Raw genomic sequence first — 14262 nt, 5'->3', positions numbered from 1 at the left:
GACATCGTGAACAAATCGCTGAAACAACGTGAAATGAACGCCGGGTATCGCTGTCTCAGATATCAGCAACCCCTTCCACTCCCCCTCCATCTCCCCCCACGAACTCTCCCGGCTCCCGCAAAATGCAGGACGCCGATTAGCCTTTCATGCAAATTGCACGAACGCAAAAAAGTATATTCCGCATAAGCAATTGATTTATAACAAATTTATTTTCAACCCATACTGGCACAGTCACTGCACTAGTCCTACCAAGCCTGTTAACACGAGCAATGGAGCCGCTAGACATGACTTTCATCCAAGAGAAATTCGCTTCCGTATTTTCCGATTACCAAGTCACCACTCAGGCTCGTCCGGATGGCGGCGTGCTGTTGACTCTGCGCAACAGTGAGGGCAAGCACATGCGCCGCTCGATTTCATACGCGCAGCTTCATACGCCTGTGCAGATGGAATGGGTGATCAGTGCCATTCGTCGTGATCTGGCGGCTCAGGCCAGCGAACTGCCTGCCATTTCGATGCTGCAAAGTCAGCACCGCTTTGACTTGCCGACTTATCACACGCGATAAGCGCTATTCGTTGCAGCACCTGAAGCATCCCTTTATGAAGACCGCGATAGCTGACCTGCCATCGCGGTTTTTTTGCGCATTCCATCAGCCGACGGGTGTCGCGCTGACCTTATCTGCCTATCCGTTATCGGATGATGCCACGGCACAGCGCTTCACCTACCGCCTGCGCGCGATTGGTGACGCCCAGCTTGGCATAGATGCTTTTGAAATGATGTTTGACCGTTGCCTCCGAAACTTCCTTGATCAGCGCAATTTCCCACGCCGTTTTACCCTCTCGCGCCCATTTGAGAATTTCCATCTCCTTGGCGGTCAATGCTCGAGTCTGGAACTCACGCCCTTTCCCGGCCACATGCAGCATGGGCACCAGGCTGGTCACCAGATAGCGATCGTTGTGCGTCAGCGGACGCTGCAACCCATTGAGCGAACACACCGTCACCACCCCGCGATTCGCCCGGTTTTCGCTGCTGTAACCATAAGACAGTGCAGGTAGCAGCCCGCAGTCCTGAACGGCGGCCAAATAGGCCGACGACGGAGGATAGTCGTGAAACGCATCCTCCCAGTCCAGAAATCCCATCTTGTGGCGATAACAGCGAATCACCGGGTCCTCGATCATCAACCGTCCCTGGGCGTACAACTCCTTCCAGTAATTGTCGACGTTGGACGTGATGCAACTGAGCAATGACCCTTCCCGGTACTGATACAACATGGCCCGCTCGCAGCGACATTCCTGTCTGAGCCAGTCCAGCGCATTCTCGATCGCGGCGTTGCCGTCCTGATCCGTGATGCTGCTCACCATCTGTTCGATCAACGGGCTCAGCGTCCCTGTCTGTACGTTTTTCATCTTCCCCTCCATTTAAAAAACGTCATGTGCCGTCCCTGAGTGCTCTTTAGAGTTGTTGATAAATTTCGGCATCCAAAAAACACGAAGTCCTGCACAAAAACGCAGGAACGAGCGTGCGTTTAGAAGCCGTCAGGGTCCGACAGCGCAAGGGTTACACAGTCCGAGGGGGTTAAACACAACGGCGAAAACAAACAGTCATGCCTGACTTACAAACAGGCCACTTCCCACAAAACAACCAAAACGTGCTTACATTTTTGCCTTTTTTGAAACAAAAACGGCCAATGCAAAAGGCATTGGCCGTTCGGAAATTCTTGCGACTGAAAGCGTCTGCTCGCTGTCGCAACGATGAGCAGTCAGTCGTCGAGTCCAGGAAACTCATCGGCGATGGCATCCCCTGTCGGGACACCCTGGCGCCCTGCTCCATCTCTGAACAGACGAGTGGCGATCAGACGCGGATGGTCACCTAGGTCAAACCATTGGCGCGTTCCGGCCGGAATGGCGATCAGGTCATTTTTCTCGCACAACACGGCGTACACGAAGTCACCAACGCGCAGCGACAACAGCCCCCGCCCGGCGACGAAGAAGCGCAGTTCGTCGGTGTGATGATAATGCTCGCGACGTGGTTCACCACTCGGGACAGGCCCGTCGATACTGATCACCTCGACCGCGTCAAGGCCATGCTCGGTCATCAATTGATCGATCTGCACACGACATGCGTCCAGCACCTCCTCCTCACTGGCGCCCGCCTTGAGCGCTAATGTCGATGGCAGGCGGCTAAAGGCAATTCCCTGCTCGGCGAGCGTCGAGGCGATGTCTTCCTGGTGAGTCAGGACCTTGTTGGGCAACTCAGGAGAAGACACGTGATAGACAGAGAGAATGCTCATTGCGGGGTTCCTCGGTTCAGTCGACGTCGGCCGGAGTGTGCTGGGCCGGACGCGGGGTCAGACAGGCTAATCAATGAAAGACTCGGTGGGCATGACGCACTCATCATCGCTCCTTTTGCATCCGTGCGACGGCCAACAACGCGGCGATCAACGCGGCCAGGCTGGCGATGGCAAAGGTCCAGCCCGCACCCAGCGCGTTCCACGCGTAACCGGAATACAACGCGCCCATGGCACCTCCCGTGCCGGACAAGGCGGCGTACAACGCCTGGCCCTGCCCTTGTTGGCGAGGGCCAAAACTGCGTTGCAGGAAATGAATGGCCGCTGCGTGAAAACTGCCGAAGGTGGCCGCGTGCAGTAATTGGGCGAACATCAGCACCGCCAGATGGTCCGCGAAACGGCCCAGCAGTAACCAACGCAATGCCGCGAGCGAGAAACTGGCGATCAGCACATGGCGCACGCTGAAGCGTTGCAGAATGCGGCTCATGCCCAGAAACATCAGCACTTCGGCAACGACGCCCACGGCCCAGAGCAAGCCGATGATGCCGCGACTGTAGCCCAGATGCTCCAGATGCAGCGTGAGAAAGGTGTAATACGGGCCATGGCTCAACTGCATCAAGGCCACGCAGATATAGAAGGCCAGCACACCGGGGCTGAATAACTGCTTGAGGAACCCTTCGCCTGCCGCACGCTGGCTGCTTGCCACGGGTTGCGCGTTGGGCACCCACCAACTGCTGGCAACGATCCCGCCCATGATCAGCAACAACGCCTGCGGGTAAAGGTCCAGACTGAACCACTCAAACAGACGCCCCAGGCCCACGACCGTCAGAATGAAACCAATCGATCCCCATAGCCGAATCTGGCTGTAGCGCGCAGTCTGCCCTTGCAGATGCGCCAGGGTGATCACTTCGAACTGCGGCAACACGGCGTGCCAGAAAAAGGCATGCAACGCCATGACCATTGCCAGCCAGGCGTAGGACTTGTCGACGAGGATCAGGGAAAAACAGCCCAGCGTGCAGATCGCGCCAAGGCGCACGATGGCCAGCCGCCGCCCGGTGTAGTCCCCCAGCCAGCCCCAAATGTTCGGCGCCACGCAGCGCATCAACATCGGGATAGCCAACAGTTCGCCAATGCGCGCACTGGGGAAGCCCAGATGATCGAAATACAACGCCAGAAACGGCGCGGTCGACCCAAGCAAGGCGAAATAGAAGAGATAGAAACTGGACAGCCGCCAGTAAGGAAGCGCCGCCACGGTCAAAGACCTGTGGCGGCAGCGCCGGGGTCCGGCATTACAGCTGACCCAGAACCGGAGTGCTGACGCGCACGTCGTGGTTTTGTCCGCGATGACGCAGCAGGTGATCGAGCAAGACGATGGCCATCATCGCCTCGGCGATCGGCGTGGCACGAATGCCGACGCAGGGGTCGTGACGGCCTTTGGTGATCATCTCCAGTGCATTGCCGTTAACGTCGATCGAACGGCCCGGAACGGTGATGCTGGACGTCGGTTTCAGCGCCAGGTGCGCAACGATCGGCTGGCCCGATGAAATGCCACCCAGAATGCCGCCCGCGTTATTGGACAGGAAACCTTCCGGGGTCAACTCGTCACGGTGCTCGGTGCCGCGCTGGGCAATGCTGTCGAAACCGGCGCCGATTTCGATGCCTTTCACCGCGTTGATGCTCATCAGGGCGTGAGCCAGTTCAGCGTCCAGACGGTCAAAAATCGGCTCACCCAGCCCCGGCATCACGCCTTCGGCGACGACGGTGATTTTCGCGCCGACCGAATCCTGATCACGGCGCAACTGGTCCATGTAGGCTTCCAGCTCGGGCACTTTGTCGGGGTCCGGACTGAAAAAGGCGTTCTGCTCCACAGACTCCCAGGTCTTGAACGGAATTTCGATAGGACCCAGCTGACTCATGTAACCGCGTACGGTGATGCCCTGAGTCAGCAGGTATTTCTTGGCGATGGCCCCCGCCGCCACGCGCATCGCGGTTTCCCGCGCCGAGCTGCGGCCACCGCCACGGTAGTCGCGCACACCGTATTTGTGGTGATAGGTGTAGTCGGCATGGGCCGGGCGGAACAGGTCCTTGATCTGCGAGTAATCCTTGGACTTCTGGTCAGTGTTGCGAATCAGCAGGCCAATGGAGGTGCCCGTGGTCTTGCCCTCGAACACGCCGGACAGGATCTCCACCTCATCGGCTTCCTGGCGCTGAGTGGTGTGGCGGCTGGTGCCGGGCTTGCGGCGATCCAGATCACGCTGCAGGTCTTCCAGCGACAACTCGACACCTGGCGGGCAGCCGTCAACGATGGCGACCAGCGCCGGACCATGGCTTTCGCCAGCGGTGGTGACCGAGAACAGCTTGCCGAAGGTATTGCCGGACATGCGGGAGGCTCCGAAAAAACGACCAAAAACACGAGGGCGCCAGTATACGCAGGCTGAACGCGCAGTTCACCCTCGAACCTTACGCAATTAGTCGCGTCCAATTGACACTTTCTTGACGATGGCCTTGCGATGCTACCCGGTATGTCCCTGATTCGCGGCTTGCTGCCGCTGCGAGTAATCGCTTTGACCCTCACCCTTTTATCGTCCATTGCCCACGCGGGCACGCCGGTCGTCTTGCAACGTCCCATCTCGCTGGAGACGGGCACGGGCGAGCTGTTTGGCACGTTATTGCTGCCCAAGTCCACCACACCCGTGCCGGTGGTGCTGATCATCGCAGGTTCCGGCCCGACCGATCGTGACGGCAACAACACCGATGGCGGGCGCAACGACAGCATGAAACGCCTGGCGCTGATCCTGGCCCGGCACAACATCGCCAGCGTGCGCTACGACAAGCGCGGGGTGGCCGCCAGCCGTCCTGCCACACCTGATGAACGCGACCTGAGCATCGAGAAATACGTCGACGACGCCGTGGCCTGGGCCGAGAAGCTGAAAACCGATCCACGTCTGGGACAATTGATCCTCATGGGCCACAGCGAAGGCGCACTGGTTGCGACGTTGGCCGCTGAACGTGCCGGGGCCACTGCATTGATCTCCGTCGCAGGCACTGGACGCCCGGTGGATCAGGTGGTGCGCGAGCAACTGCAATACCGGCTGCCGCCGCCCCTGCTGGCGCGCAGCGAGGAATTGATCGAGGAAATCAAGGCCGGCAAGACCGACGACAACGTTCCTGAACCTTTGCAGGTGGTGTTTCGCCCCAGCGTACAGCCGTACCTGATTTCGCTGTTCCGGCAGAACCCTGCGCAAGCGTTCAGCCAATTGAAGATCCCGACCCTGATCATTCAGGGCCGCAACGACATGCAAGTTGGTGTGGGCGATGCCGAGTTGCTGCACAAGGCCAAACCGGACTCGCAACTGGCGATCATCGACGGCATGAATCACGTGCTGCGTATCGTGCCGATGGACATGAAACGTCAACTCGCCTCCTATAAAGACCCACAACTGCCGCTGGCCAGTGAGCTGTCCGATCGGATTCTGAAGTTCATCGGGTCAGTGCCTGCTGCCTGACGGCATCGCCCAATAAATTGCGACCTAAATAGATATTTCAGGCAGGACTCGGTTCTCCTGTGGGAGCGAATTCATTCGCGAGAGGGTGGTGCATCAGACGAGTATCTGGACGATGTACCACCGCATCGTCGGATCGCCGACCGGAATGATTTCTCTCCCACAGGGGACGGTACCCTTCCCGACCTGAAGAGGTTTCCCTTCAGCTTCACCAAAAACGGCCGATATCGGGATGCTGGCATCGTGTTTGCCGGGCCATGTCGACAACAGGATCGCCGTAATGACAGAAGCTACCATGCAGGCCGAAGTGGCCGCCCCGACGGAAGGAAAAGAAGGTGACGTCGCCACTCCGGTGCTCTGGGAGGACGTTCAGGCCGAGCATTTTACGATGCTGCGTCTGGCGCCCCTGCCCACCGACCGCGCCACTGGCGGGCGCCCTCTGCGCTTTGTCGAATTCGGTCGCGCCGAACGCCATAACCGGGAGTTCAGCCTGCTGCGTATGAGTTATCACCTGCCCAGCCAGAAAACCCGAAAGGAACAGAACCATCTGGACATCTGGGTCGACCACGCCAGCCGCGCCGTGCGCGTTGGCCCGGAATCCGGCTTGCAGATCGAACCGTGGAACCGGGGTCTGGGACGTTTCATGCTGGCCCAGGGGATTCACTGGGCGCAAAAACGCTGGTCCGAGTACCGCATCGAAGGCACCGCATTGGCGAACAAGGATGCGCTGAACGAAGACACCCGCCTGCGCCGCGACCACTTCCTCAAAACCCAGGGTTTCGAGGTGGTCTATGCCGATGCGCAACACCTCAAAGGCAGCATCAAGGACGCCAAGGTCGGCAACCTGAACAACACGTGGAACACCGACAAGGTGCAGATCGTCGAAATCCTCGACGCCGCGCAGATGTTGCAGCAGGCGGAGCAGAAGATTCTCGAACAGGAAGTGGCGATCAAAAAGGCCGAAGACAAGGTCAACAAGTACCGCCGCGATGACAGCGGACTGCGCTTTACCATTGCCTGCCTGGTGACCTTTGCGGTGTTTCAGGCGGGGCTGTTGATCTGGATTGCGACGCATCGCTAATGTCCGCTCGCCGCACACCTTGTGGGAGATTCTACTTTGCCCGGTCAAACGCCTTCGTCGGAACCGCACTAGGGCGGCTCCCACAGGGGTCGCGCCGAACCGAATCTCGTTATCGGCGCTGAATATGTGGAGCCGGCTTGCTGGCCCCCACAAAGGTAAGTGATGTGCCTTATACGCGAGAAACAAACATCGCCTGATGCGCCCGGCACTGCTCGGCCGTCAGCATGAATACCCCATGTCCGCCGCGCTGGAATTCCAGCCAGGCGAAATCCACTTCCGGGTACAACGCCTCAACGTGGATCTGGCTGTTGCCCACCTCAACGATCAACAAGCCCTTGTCGGTCAGGTGATCCGCTGCCTGCGCAAGCATCCGGCGAACCAGATTCAAACCATCGTCGCCGCAAGCCAGCGCCAGTTCAGGCTCGTGCTGGTACTCGTCGGGCATGTCGGCGAAATCTTCGGCGTCGACATACGGCGGGTTGGACACGATCAGGTCGAAACGCTGCCCCGGCAGGCCGTCGAAACCATCGCCCTGAACGGTGTACACGCGCTCCTCCAGGCCATGGCGCTCGATGTTCTGATTGGCCACTTCCAGCGCCTCGAACGACAGATCGGCCAGTGCCACCTCTGCCTCGGGAAACACATCAGCGCACGCAATGCCGATGCAGCCGGAGCCGGTACACAGGTCGAGGATGCGCGCAGGCTCGTTGCCCAGCCACGGCTCGAAGCGGTTTTCGATCAACTCGCCAATCGGTGAACGCGGAATCAACACGCGCTCGTCGACGATGAACGACATGCCGCAGAACCACGCCTCGCCCAGCAGATAGGCGGTTGGCACACGCTCGTCAATGCGGCGTTTGATCAGGCGTTGCAGGTTGACCAGTTCGTCGTCTTCCAGATTGCAATCCAGGTAGCTGTCGGAAATTTCCCAAGGCAGATGCAACGCACCCAGCACCAGTTGGCGGGCCTCGTCCCAGGCATTGTCGGTGCCGTGACCGTAAAACAGGTCTTCCCCGTGAAAGCGACTGACGGCCCAACGGATATGATCGCGCAGGGTGCGCAGGCGGGAAGTGATCACAGCAGACTCCTTGAAAAAACGACGGGCGATTCTATCAGCCCTCCTCGCAACAAACGATGCCTGAGTCCGAGGCAAATCGCGCCGGGTGAAACTTTCCACAGCCTTTTGCCCGTTTTGCAGGCAATATGACGGCAAAACCGCGACCTGCTCGACGGCTTGACGCCCGGCGAAAAAAGCGATGCCTGTGAGCATTGAGATTCACAGAATCGCTCTGCCAGTGGACAATGTGGCAAAAGCCCCACTCGAAGGAGCCCCAGATGTCTGTTTCAAACACCGGTCCTAAGACCATGTTTCAACTCAGTGGCCGTGAATACGCAGCCGCCACCTTGAGCAATGCCACGCTGATCATCATCGACGCCCAGAAGGAATACCTCAGCGGCCCACTGGCCCTGACCGGGGTTCAGGACGCAATCGACAACATCGTCAAACTGGTCGACGCGGCCCGCGTGGCCAAGTCGCCGATCATTCACGTGCGTCACCTCGGTACTGTCGGCGGCATGTTCGACCCTCAGGGCGAGCGCGGAAAATTCGTTCCGGAACTGCTCCCTCAAGGCGACGAATACGTCATCGAAAAACGCCTGCCGAATGCACTGAACGGCACCCTCGCCAGCGACGATCGCAAGACCCTGCACAAACTGCTCGAAGACCTGGGCCGTCTGGACCTGGTGGTCTGTGGTTTCATGAGCCATTCCAGCGTCAGCACCACCGTGCGCGCGACCAAGGATTACGGTTTCCGCTGCACCCTGGTCCAAGACGCCTGCGCAACCCGCGACCTGCCCACCCCGACCGGCGTGATCAAGGCCGAACTCGTGCAACAGGCCGAGATGGCAATCATGAACGACAACTTTGCCAAACTCGCGTTGACCAAAGACCTGATCTGACTGGCCTCTTCATCAGGAACTGGCCCCGTGAGCCGCAGCGCCCTGCCCCGCCTCGGATATCATTTTTCGGCAGTTCCTGAAGAAAAAGCGTACAACTACAGTCATCGGGTTATGTGATCCCTCTCACATAACCGCCCATCCGTTAAACGCCCGTGTTTGCCTTCGAGCGCTGGCCCGGCGGGAACCACCCCGACATACGCTGGTCAGAGCGCCGATACCCATAGAGGAAGTCGGAATGAAGATATCCGATGGTTTCGATGCCCGCCGCCTGCGTCCCAAGGGCCAGAGTAACTGGCGGATGCGCATTGGCGCTGCCATCTCGGCGATTTTCGCCACGGCCGGTGTGCTGCTGGCCATGGCAGGCGTTGCCAGCCTGATCGGCCACCCGCCCGCATTGGGCGATTTGAACGCCAGCCCCGCCGGGGCCGTCGTCACGGTCGTTATCGGTTTGTTTCTGTTGTACATCGGTGTCTGGCTGTGGCGCCGCAGCCGTCGGCACCGTCGTCGCGCCGGCGAACTGAGCATGTCCGCACACCTGATGAAAAAGCACGACTGACCCTTCCCCGCGTCTTGCATGGCCGCTTGATCGTTTTTAGTCGCGCCGATTCGGGCGTGACTTGGTTAAACTGGCGCCCTTCGCGGAGACCGACATGCAAGACGACGACTTTTCCCTGTTCAGAAACGAGATCCGTGGCGTCAAGCCGATCAAGACTGAACACGCCGATGTAGGCAAACCCAAAATCGACCGTAAGAACCTGGCCAGGCTGCGTCAGGCAGCGACTGTGCGGTCGGATGCCACAATCACCGTGGATGGCCTTTCCGATCAATTCGTGATCGACGTCGGCCCTGAAGACAATCTGTACTGGGCCCGCGATGGGGTGCAGGAAGGCCAGATGCGCAAGCTCAAGCTGGGTCAGATCAGCTTCGAAGGCAGCCTCGATTTACACGGCATGAGCGTAGAGCTGGCGCGGGAGACCATGTGGGAGTTTCTGGCCGAGGCGACGAAACTGGAAGTCCGCTGCGTGCGCATCACCCACGGGAAGGCGGTGCGTCTGGACGGCAAGCGGCCGATGATCAAAAGCCACGTCAACACCTGGCTGCGTCAGCATCAACAGGTTCTTGGCTTCACCTCGTGCATCGCTAAACATGGCGGCGCAGGGGCGGTATACGTGATGCTCAAGCGGACGATGATGGAGGGGCGAGACGAGTAGCTTGCAGACTTGCCCCCCTTGTGGACCCAACGTGGCCGCTCATACGCCATTTGCGGGAGACTCTGTGGTGGCTGGGCAGCCTTTTCGCCACCAAGGCGGCTCCCACAGAATCGGCGTCGATCACAAATCTGCGGCTCGACACGTACCATTGTGGGAGCCGGCTTTCTGGCGAAAGCGGTAGGTCAGTTACAGATGAGGTGACTGAGGCATCGCATTCGCCAGCAAGCCAGCCTCCACAAGTCCTGAGTCGCTCGCCCTATCAAAGGTAGCGCTCAGGACCGCGTAACGAATCCGGAGTCAACGCGGACCCGGACCACCACCGCCTGGCCCACCGCCACCACCAGGGCCACCCCCTTCATAGTGACCGCCACCACCGCCGTGGCCGCCGCCATGACCACCCCAGCCCGGCCCCCAGAACGGCCAGCAACCGGACATGGCCGACATCACCGCGACCACCATCGCGACCTTTGCAATACGACTCAACATTTCGCTCACTCTCTCGAAAACGGGTTTAACGACAGGCGCTCATCACCTGTACATACCCCTTGCAAATTCTGACAGCACAGGCCGCTGAAACCGCGTCTGCACTTGGTAGCCACCCGGTATCGGAATTGATACGTGCGCGATCGAAAACGAAAGGGCCGCGACGAGGATTCCCTCCAGTCGCGGCCCTTTTCCTTCAGCCGTCGAACCCGGTCCCGGGTCGACTCAGCCGTGCTCAGCGATGGTAGTAACCCGGTCCTGGGCCACCGTCGAAATACCGATGGTCATGCCATCCGCCGCCACGATGTCCCCATCCGGGACCAAAGAAACATCCCGAAACCGACGACGTCAGGGCGATCACCAGTGCGATTTTCGCGATTCGGCTCAACATAATTTCACTCTCTTCATCCGGGCATCTGTCACCCATTTACTCAGACACCGAATGGACACATTTCGACATATGGGTTCGGTAAAGGTTAGGTAAAGGTCACCTGACACAGGCCTGGGCGGCGACGTGCCGCAGGTTTGTCGGTCGTGTGCCTTACCGCTCGCTGCCCAGCTACGCTACTATGTGCGCCTTTGCAGGCCACAACCCCTGCGTTTTTTTGAACCCACACGGAACACAACCCTGTGACACTGGAACAGAATTACACGGCGATCCTTGGTCAACTTGGCGAAGACGTCTCCCGCGAGGGCCTGCTCGATACCCCCAAACGCGCGGCCAAAGCCATGCAGTACCTCTGCCGTGGCTACCAGCAGACGCTGGAAGAAGTCACCAACGGCGCGCTGTTCAGCTCCGACAACAGCGAGATGGTGCTGGTCAAGGACATCGAGCTGTACTCGCTGTGCGAACACCACCTGCTGCCGTTCATCGGCAAGGCCCATGTGGCCTACATCCCGAGCGGCAAGGTCCTGGGCCTGTCGAAAGTCGCGCGCATCGTCGACATGTTCGCCCGTCGTCTGCAGATTCAGGAAAACCTGAGCCGTCAGATCGCTGAAGCCGTGCAGCAAGTCACTGGCGCGCTGGGCGTGGCAGTGGTCATCGAAGCCAAGCACATGTGCATGATGATGCGAGGCGTCGAGAAGCAGAATTCCTCGATGATCACCTCGGTGATGCTGGGCGAATTCCGCGAAAACGCGGCCACCCGTACCGAGTTCCTCAGCCTGATCAAGTGATCCGGGCGTCCTGAAGCGCCGCAACCTTGCGTTGCGGCTGCGAGGTTTGAAACATGTTGATGAAGGCATTGCGGGTCGGCCTTGGCCAGTTGGTCATTCTGGTCGACTTTCTGACCCGTCCCAGCAAGAAAAAGCGCTCTCCGGAAGTCCAGGCTGCCGTCGAAGCGTCAGCCAAAGACCTGACCCTGTATCAGTTCAACGCCTGCCCGTTCTGCGTGAAAACTCGTCGTACCCTGCGTCGCCTGAACGTACCGGTCGCGCTGCGCGATGCCAAGAACAACGCGCTGGATCGCCAGACCCTGCTCAATGAAGGCGGCAAAATCAAAGTGCCGTGCTTGCGCATTGAAGAAGCGGGCAAGACCGTCTGGATGTACGAGTCCAAGGTCATCATCGATTACCTCGAAAAACGCTTTTCCGCCGTTTGACTCCCTCCTTGCAAGCAGCCTTGTCGATGACAGGGCTTGCTTGGCGATTGCCCTTTGGAGATCATGTATACAATAAAAACAAATATTGAATACATGAATAACTACTTCAGACACTGCCCCTACACATTACTGCCCCGACTGGGCGGAAGCGCTGCTCAATGGCTTCAGCCAAGTGTTACTGCAACGCAGCCCGCTGTGCGGGTTGATGTGCTTATTGGCCATTCTCATCAGCGCGCCCTCCTCCCTCGGCGGCGCCCTACTTGGCGCAGTTGCGGGATTGCTGACCGCTCAGCGGCGCGGCTATGCCAAGGCTGATCGTCAATCCGGCCTCTACAGCTACAACGGTGTGCTGCTGGGCCTGCTGATCAGCTATCGCTTCGAATGGTCGCCTCTGCTGCCATTGCTGATCATGGCCTGCGGTGGCCTGAGCGCAATGCTGATGCACACGTGGCAGCAGCGAACACCGCGCGCTTCCTGTCTGAAGGCCTACACCGCGCCATTCGTGCTGTTCAGTTGGATTCTGCTGTTGTTCGCCGAACCGCTGCCAACCACCGGGTTGTTCGGTGCCAGCCTGATTCAGGCGCTGCCGCTGGGCTTGGGTCAGGTGTTCCTGCTGGATCACCCTTTGGCGGGCCTGTTGATTGGCGTCGGCTTGCTGATCTCCAACCGTACCGCTGCGTTGTGGGCGGCTGTAGGGTGTATCAGCGGGATCGCGTTCGCCCTTTGGCAGCAGGAAAGCAATCTGGCGCTACTGGGGCTGGCGAGTTACAACCCGGCGTTGGCAGCCTTGGCATTCAGCCATGTCCGCGATAAACCCTGGCTGCCGGGGATTGCCATCGTATTGGCGATTCTGTTGCAGCCGGGCTTTGCCGGATTGGGCCTGGCCACACTGACCGCTCCCTTCATTCTCGCGTGCTGGTTAATACAAGCGGGCAGCCGGCTGTTGCAGCAATCGGCCAGAGATTCGCGAACCTCTTCGTCGGGAAACTCATAAGCACAGACGTTTTTAATCTATTAACGAGCTGTGGGTTTTCGTTATAGTCGCGGCCATTAGCCATCGCTTTTTTCATAAGAATAATCACACGACACGACAAAGGAATTCGCAGTGAACAAATTCTTCGCCGCTTCACTACTGGCCGCCGGAATGGCTTTCGCCAGCGCTGCTCAAGCCGCACCGGAACTGATGAACGTCTCGTATGACGTGATGCGTGACTTCTACAAGGACTACAACGCCGCGTTCCAGAAGCATTGGCAGGCCGAGCACAAGGAAGACGTGACGCTGAAGATGTCCTTCGGCGGCTCCAGCAAACAGGCACGCTCGGTCATCGACGGTCTGCCCGCTGACGTGATCACCATGAACATGGCCACCGACATCAACGCTCTGGCCGACAATGGCGAACTGGTGCCGAAGAACTGGGTGACCCGCCTGCCGAACAACAGCGCGCCGTTCACCTCGGCGACCGTGTTCATCGTGCGCAAGGGCAACCCGAAAGCCCTGAAAGACTGGCCGGATCTGGTCAAGGATGGCGTTGAAGTGGTCGTGCCCAACCCGAAAACCTCGGGCAATGGCCGCTACACCTACCTCTCCGCCTGGGGTTACACCCTGAAGAACGGTGGCGATGAAGCGGCGGCGAAGAAATTCGTCGGCGAGCTGTTCAGCCATGTGCCGGTGCTCGACACCGGTGGCCGTGGTGCGACCACCACCTTCATGACCAACCATATCGGTGACGTGCTGGTGACCTTCGAAAACGAAGCCGAGATGATTGCCCGCGAGTTTGGCCGTGATCAGTTCGAAGTCGTCTACCCGACCGTTTCCGCTGAAGCCGAGCCGCCAGTGAGCGTGGTCGACAAGGTCGTCGACAAAAAAGGCACCCGCGCGCTGGCCGAGGATTACCTGAAGTACCTGTGGTCACCGCAAGGCCAGGAAATCGCAGCGGCCAACTACCTGCGTCCGCGTGACCCGGCAATTCTGGCCAAATACACCGACCGTTTCCCGAAAGTCGACTTCCTCAATGTCGAGAAAACGTTTGGCGATTGGCGCACAGTGCAGAAAACCCATTTTGTGGACGGCGGGGTGTTTGATCAGATTTATCCGGCGAAATAAGCAGCGCCCGGACATGAAAACGGCGACCTATTCAG

General features: G+C 59.0%; 16 protein-coding genes. 10 read left to right on the top strand and 6 right to left on the bottom strand.

Going from position 1 to position 14262, the window contains the following annotated elements:
* Positions 1-284 precede the first annotated feature (284 nt).
* Complete coding sequence (locus tag ACI5GA_RS24720) at positions 285-563, top strand: DUF3509 domain-containing protein (protein ID WP_404633019.1); 279 nt, start codon at positions 285-287, stop codon at positions 561-563.
* A gap of 124 nt (positions 564-687) precedes the next feature.
* Here ACI5GA_RS24720 and ACI5GA_RS24715 read toward each other — a convergent pair whose 3' ends face one another.
* From ACI5GA_RS24715 to aroC, 4 genes are all read right to left on the bottom strand, one after another.
* On the bottom strand, positions 688-1404 hold the full coding sequence (locus ACI5GA_RS24715) for a helix-turn-helix transcriptional regulator (protein ID WP_404633017.1): 717 nt from the start codon (positions 1402-1404) through the stop codon (positions 688-690).
* Between the two features lie 353 nt (positions 1405-1757).
* The gene (locus tag ACI5GA_RS24710; protein ID WP_421424654.1) at positions 1758-2288 is read right to left on the bottom strand and encodes an acireductone dioxygenase; all 531 of its coding nucleotides are present in this window, start codon (positions 2286-2288) and stop codon (positions 1758-1760) included.
* A gap of 103 nt (positions 2289-2391) precedes the next feature.
* Positions 2392-3537 (bottom strand): MFS transporter, encoded by a 1146-nt coding sequence (locus ACI5GA_RS24705; protein ID WP_421424652.1) that lies wholly within the window; start codon positions 3535-3537, stop codon positions 2392-2394.
* Positions 3538-3574: 37 nt separating this feature from the next.
* Complete coding sequence (aroC, locus tag ACI5GA_RS24700) at positions 3575-4666, bottom strand: chorismate synthase (protein ID WP_404633011.1); 1092 nt, start codon at positions 4664-4666, stop codon at positions 3575-3577.
* A 129-nt stretch (positions 4667-4795) separates the two neighbouring features.
* On the opposite strand from aroC, the gene ACI5GA_RS24695 reads away from it, so the two are divergent.
* Positions 4796-5791 carry an alpha/beta hydrolase gene (locus tag ACI5GA_RS24695; RefSeq protein WP_421424651.1) on the top strand — a complete coding sequence of 332 codons (996 nt, stop codon included), beginning with the start codon at positions 4796-4798 and terminating at the stop codon, positions 5789-5791.
* A 277-nt stretch (positions 5792-6068) separates the two neighbouring features.
* Positions 6069-6869, top strand: coding sequence for a hypothetical protein (locus ACI5GA_RS24690; protein ID WP_421424650.1), 801 nt, complete (start codon positions 6069-6071; stop codon positions 6867-6869).
* 169 nt (positions 6870-7038) lie between these two features.
* Here ACI5GA_RS24690 and prmB read toward each other — a convergent pair whose 3' ends face one another.
* Positions 7039-7947, bottom strand: coding sequence for a 50S ribosomal protein L3 N(5)-glutamine methyltransferase (prmB, locus tag ACI5GA_RS24685; RefSeq protein WP_404633005.1), 909 nt, complete (start codon positions 7945-7947; stop codon positions 7039-7041).
* Positions 7948-8204: 257 nt separating this feature from the next.
* Between prmB and ACI5GA_RS24680 the strand changes: the two genes are divergently transcribed.
* The 3 genes from ACI5GA_RS24680 to ACI5GA_RS24670 all read left to right on the top strand — a co-directional run bounded on the left by ACI5GA_RS24680 (position 8205) and on the right by ACI5GA_RS24670 (position 10039).
* The gene (locus tag ACI5GA_RS24680) at positions 8205-8828 is read left to right on the top strand and encodes a cysteine hydrolase family protein (protein ID WP_404633003.1); all 624 of its coding nucleotides are present in this window, start codon (positions 8205-8207) and stop codon (positions 8826-8828) included.
* A 235-nt stretch (positions 8829-9063) separates the two neighbouring features.
* Positions 9064-9384 (top strand): hypothetical protein, encoded by a 321-nt coding sequence (locus tag ACI5GA_RS24675; RefSeq protein ID WP_404633001.1) that lies wholly within the window; start codon positions 9064-9066, stop codon positions 9382-9384.
* A 94-nt stretch (positions 9385-9478) separates the two neighbouring features.
* Positions 9479-10039: a Smr/MutS family protein gene (locus ACI5GA_RS24670; RefSeq protein ID WP_404632999.1), complete on the top strand. Its 561-nt coding sequence runs from the start codon at positions 9479-9481 to the stop codon at positions 10037-10039.
* 297 nt (positions 10040-10336) lie between these two features.
* Here ACI5GA_RS24670 and ACI5GA_RS24665 read toward each other — a convergent pair whose 3' ends face one another.
* A complete protein-coding gene (locus ACI5GA_RS24665; protein ID WP_421424648.1) occupies positions 10337-10525 on the bottom strand; it encodes a hypothetical protein in 189 nt (62 codons plus the stop codon).
* Positions 10526-11152: 627 nt separating this feature from the next.
* On the opposite strand from ACI5GA_RS24665, the gene folE reads away from it, so the two are divergent.
* The 4 genes from folE (at position 11153) to ACI5GA_RS24645 (ending at position 14227) form a co-directional block, all read left to right on the top strand.
* Positions 11153-11698 carry a GTP cyclohydrolase I FolE gene (folE, locus tag ACI5GA_RS24660; protein ID WP_166594933.1) on the top strand — a complete coding sequence of 182 codons (546 nt, stop codon included), beginning with the start codon at positions 11153-11155 and terminating at the stop codon, positions 11696-11698.
* A 53-nt stretch (positions 11699-11751) separates the two neighbouring features.
* Positions 11752-12123, top strand: coding sequence for a glutathione S-transferase N-terminal domain-containing protein (locus ACI5GA_RS24655; protein WP_404632995.1), 372 nt, complete (start codon positions 11752-11754; stop codon positions 12121-12123).
* Between the two features lie 97 nt (positions 12124-12220).
* A complete protein-coding gene (locus tag ACI5GA_RS24650) occupies positions 12221-13117 on the top strand; it encodes an urea transporter (protein WP_404632993.1) in 897 nt (298 codons plus the stop codon).
* A gap of 150 nt (positions 13118-13267) precedes the next feature.
* Positions 13268-14227, top strand: a complete 960-nt coding sequence (locus ACI5GA_RS24645) for a sulfate ABC transporter substrate-binding protein (RefSeq protein WP_421425532.1) — start codon at positions 13268-13270, stop codon at positions 14225-14227.
* The last annotated feature ends 35 nt before the right edge of the window (positions 14228-14262 follow it).

It is taken from the genome of Pseudomonas sp. Pseu.R1 (genome assembly GCF_045764065.1).
Taxonomy (GTDB): domain Bacteria; phylum Pseudomonadota; class Gammaproteobacteria; order Pseudomonadales; family Pseudomonadaceae; genus Aquipseudomonas.
The sequence above is the reverse complement of the archived record's forward strand: the minus strand, read 5'-3'. Positions and strand labels throughout refer to the sequence as shown.

Coding starts and splice junctions, on each gene's coding strand:
- ACI5GA_RS24670 (WP_404632999.1), top strand. CDS start 9,479: ATGCAAGACGACGACTTTTCCCTGTTCAGAAACGAGATCCGTGGCGTC.
- ACI5GA_RS24720 (WP_404633019.1), top strand. CDS start 285: ATGACTTTCATCCAAGAGAAATTCGCTTCCGTATTTTCCGATTACCAA.
- ACI5GA_RS24710 (WP_421424654.1), bottom strand. CDS start 2,288: ATGAGCATTCTCTCTGTCTATCACGTGTCTTCTCCTGAGTTGCCCAAC.
- ACI5GA_RS24695 (WP_421424651.1), top strand. CDS start 4,796: ATGCTACCCGGTATGTCCCTGATTCGCGGCTTGCTGCCGCTGCGAGTA.
- ACI5GA_RS24675 (WP_404633001.1), top strand. CDS start 9,064: ATGAAGATATCCGATGGTTTCGATGCCCGCCGCCTGCGTCCCAAGGGC.
- ACI5GA_RS24655 (WP_404632995.1), top strand. CDS start 11,752: ATGTTGATGAAGGCATTGCGGGTCGGCCTTGGCCAGTTGGTCATTCTG.
- ACI5GA_RS24645 (WP_421425532.1), top strand. CDS start 13,268: ATGGCTTTCGCCAGCGCTGCTCAAGCCGCACCGGAACTGATGAACGTC.
- ACI5GA_RS24665 (WP_421424648.1), bottom strand. CDS start 10,525: ATGTTGAGTCGTATTGCAAAGGTCGCGATGGTGGTCGCGGTGATGTCG.
- ACI5GA_RS24680 (WP_404633003.1), top strand. CDS start 8,205: ATGTCTGTTTCAAACACCGGTCCTAAGACCATGTTTCAACTCAGTGGC.
- ACI5GA_RS24690 (WP_421424650.1), top strand. CDS start 6,069: ATGACAGAAGCTACCATGCAGGCCGAAGTGGCCGCCCCGACGGAAGGA.
- ACI5GA_RS24715 (WP_404633017.1), bottom strand. CDS start 1,404: ATGAAAAACGTACAGACAGGGACGCTGAGCCCGTTGATCGAACAGATG.
- aroC (WP_404633011.1), bottom strand. CDS start 4,666: ATGTCCGGCAATACCTTCGGCAAGCTGTTCTCGGTCACCACCGCTGGC.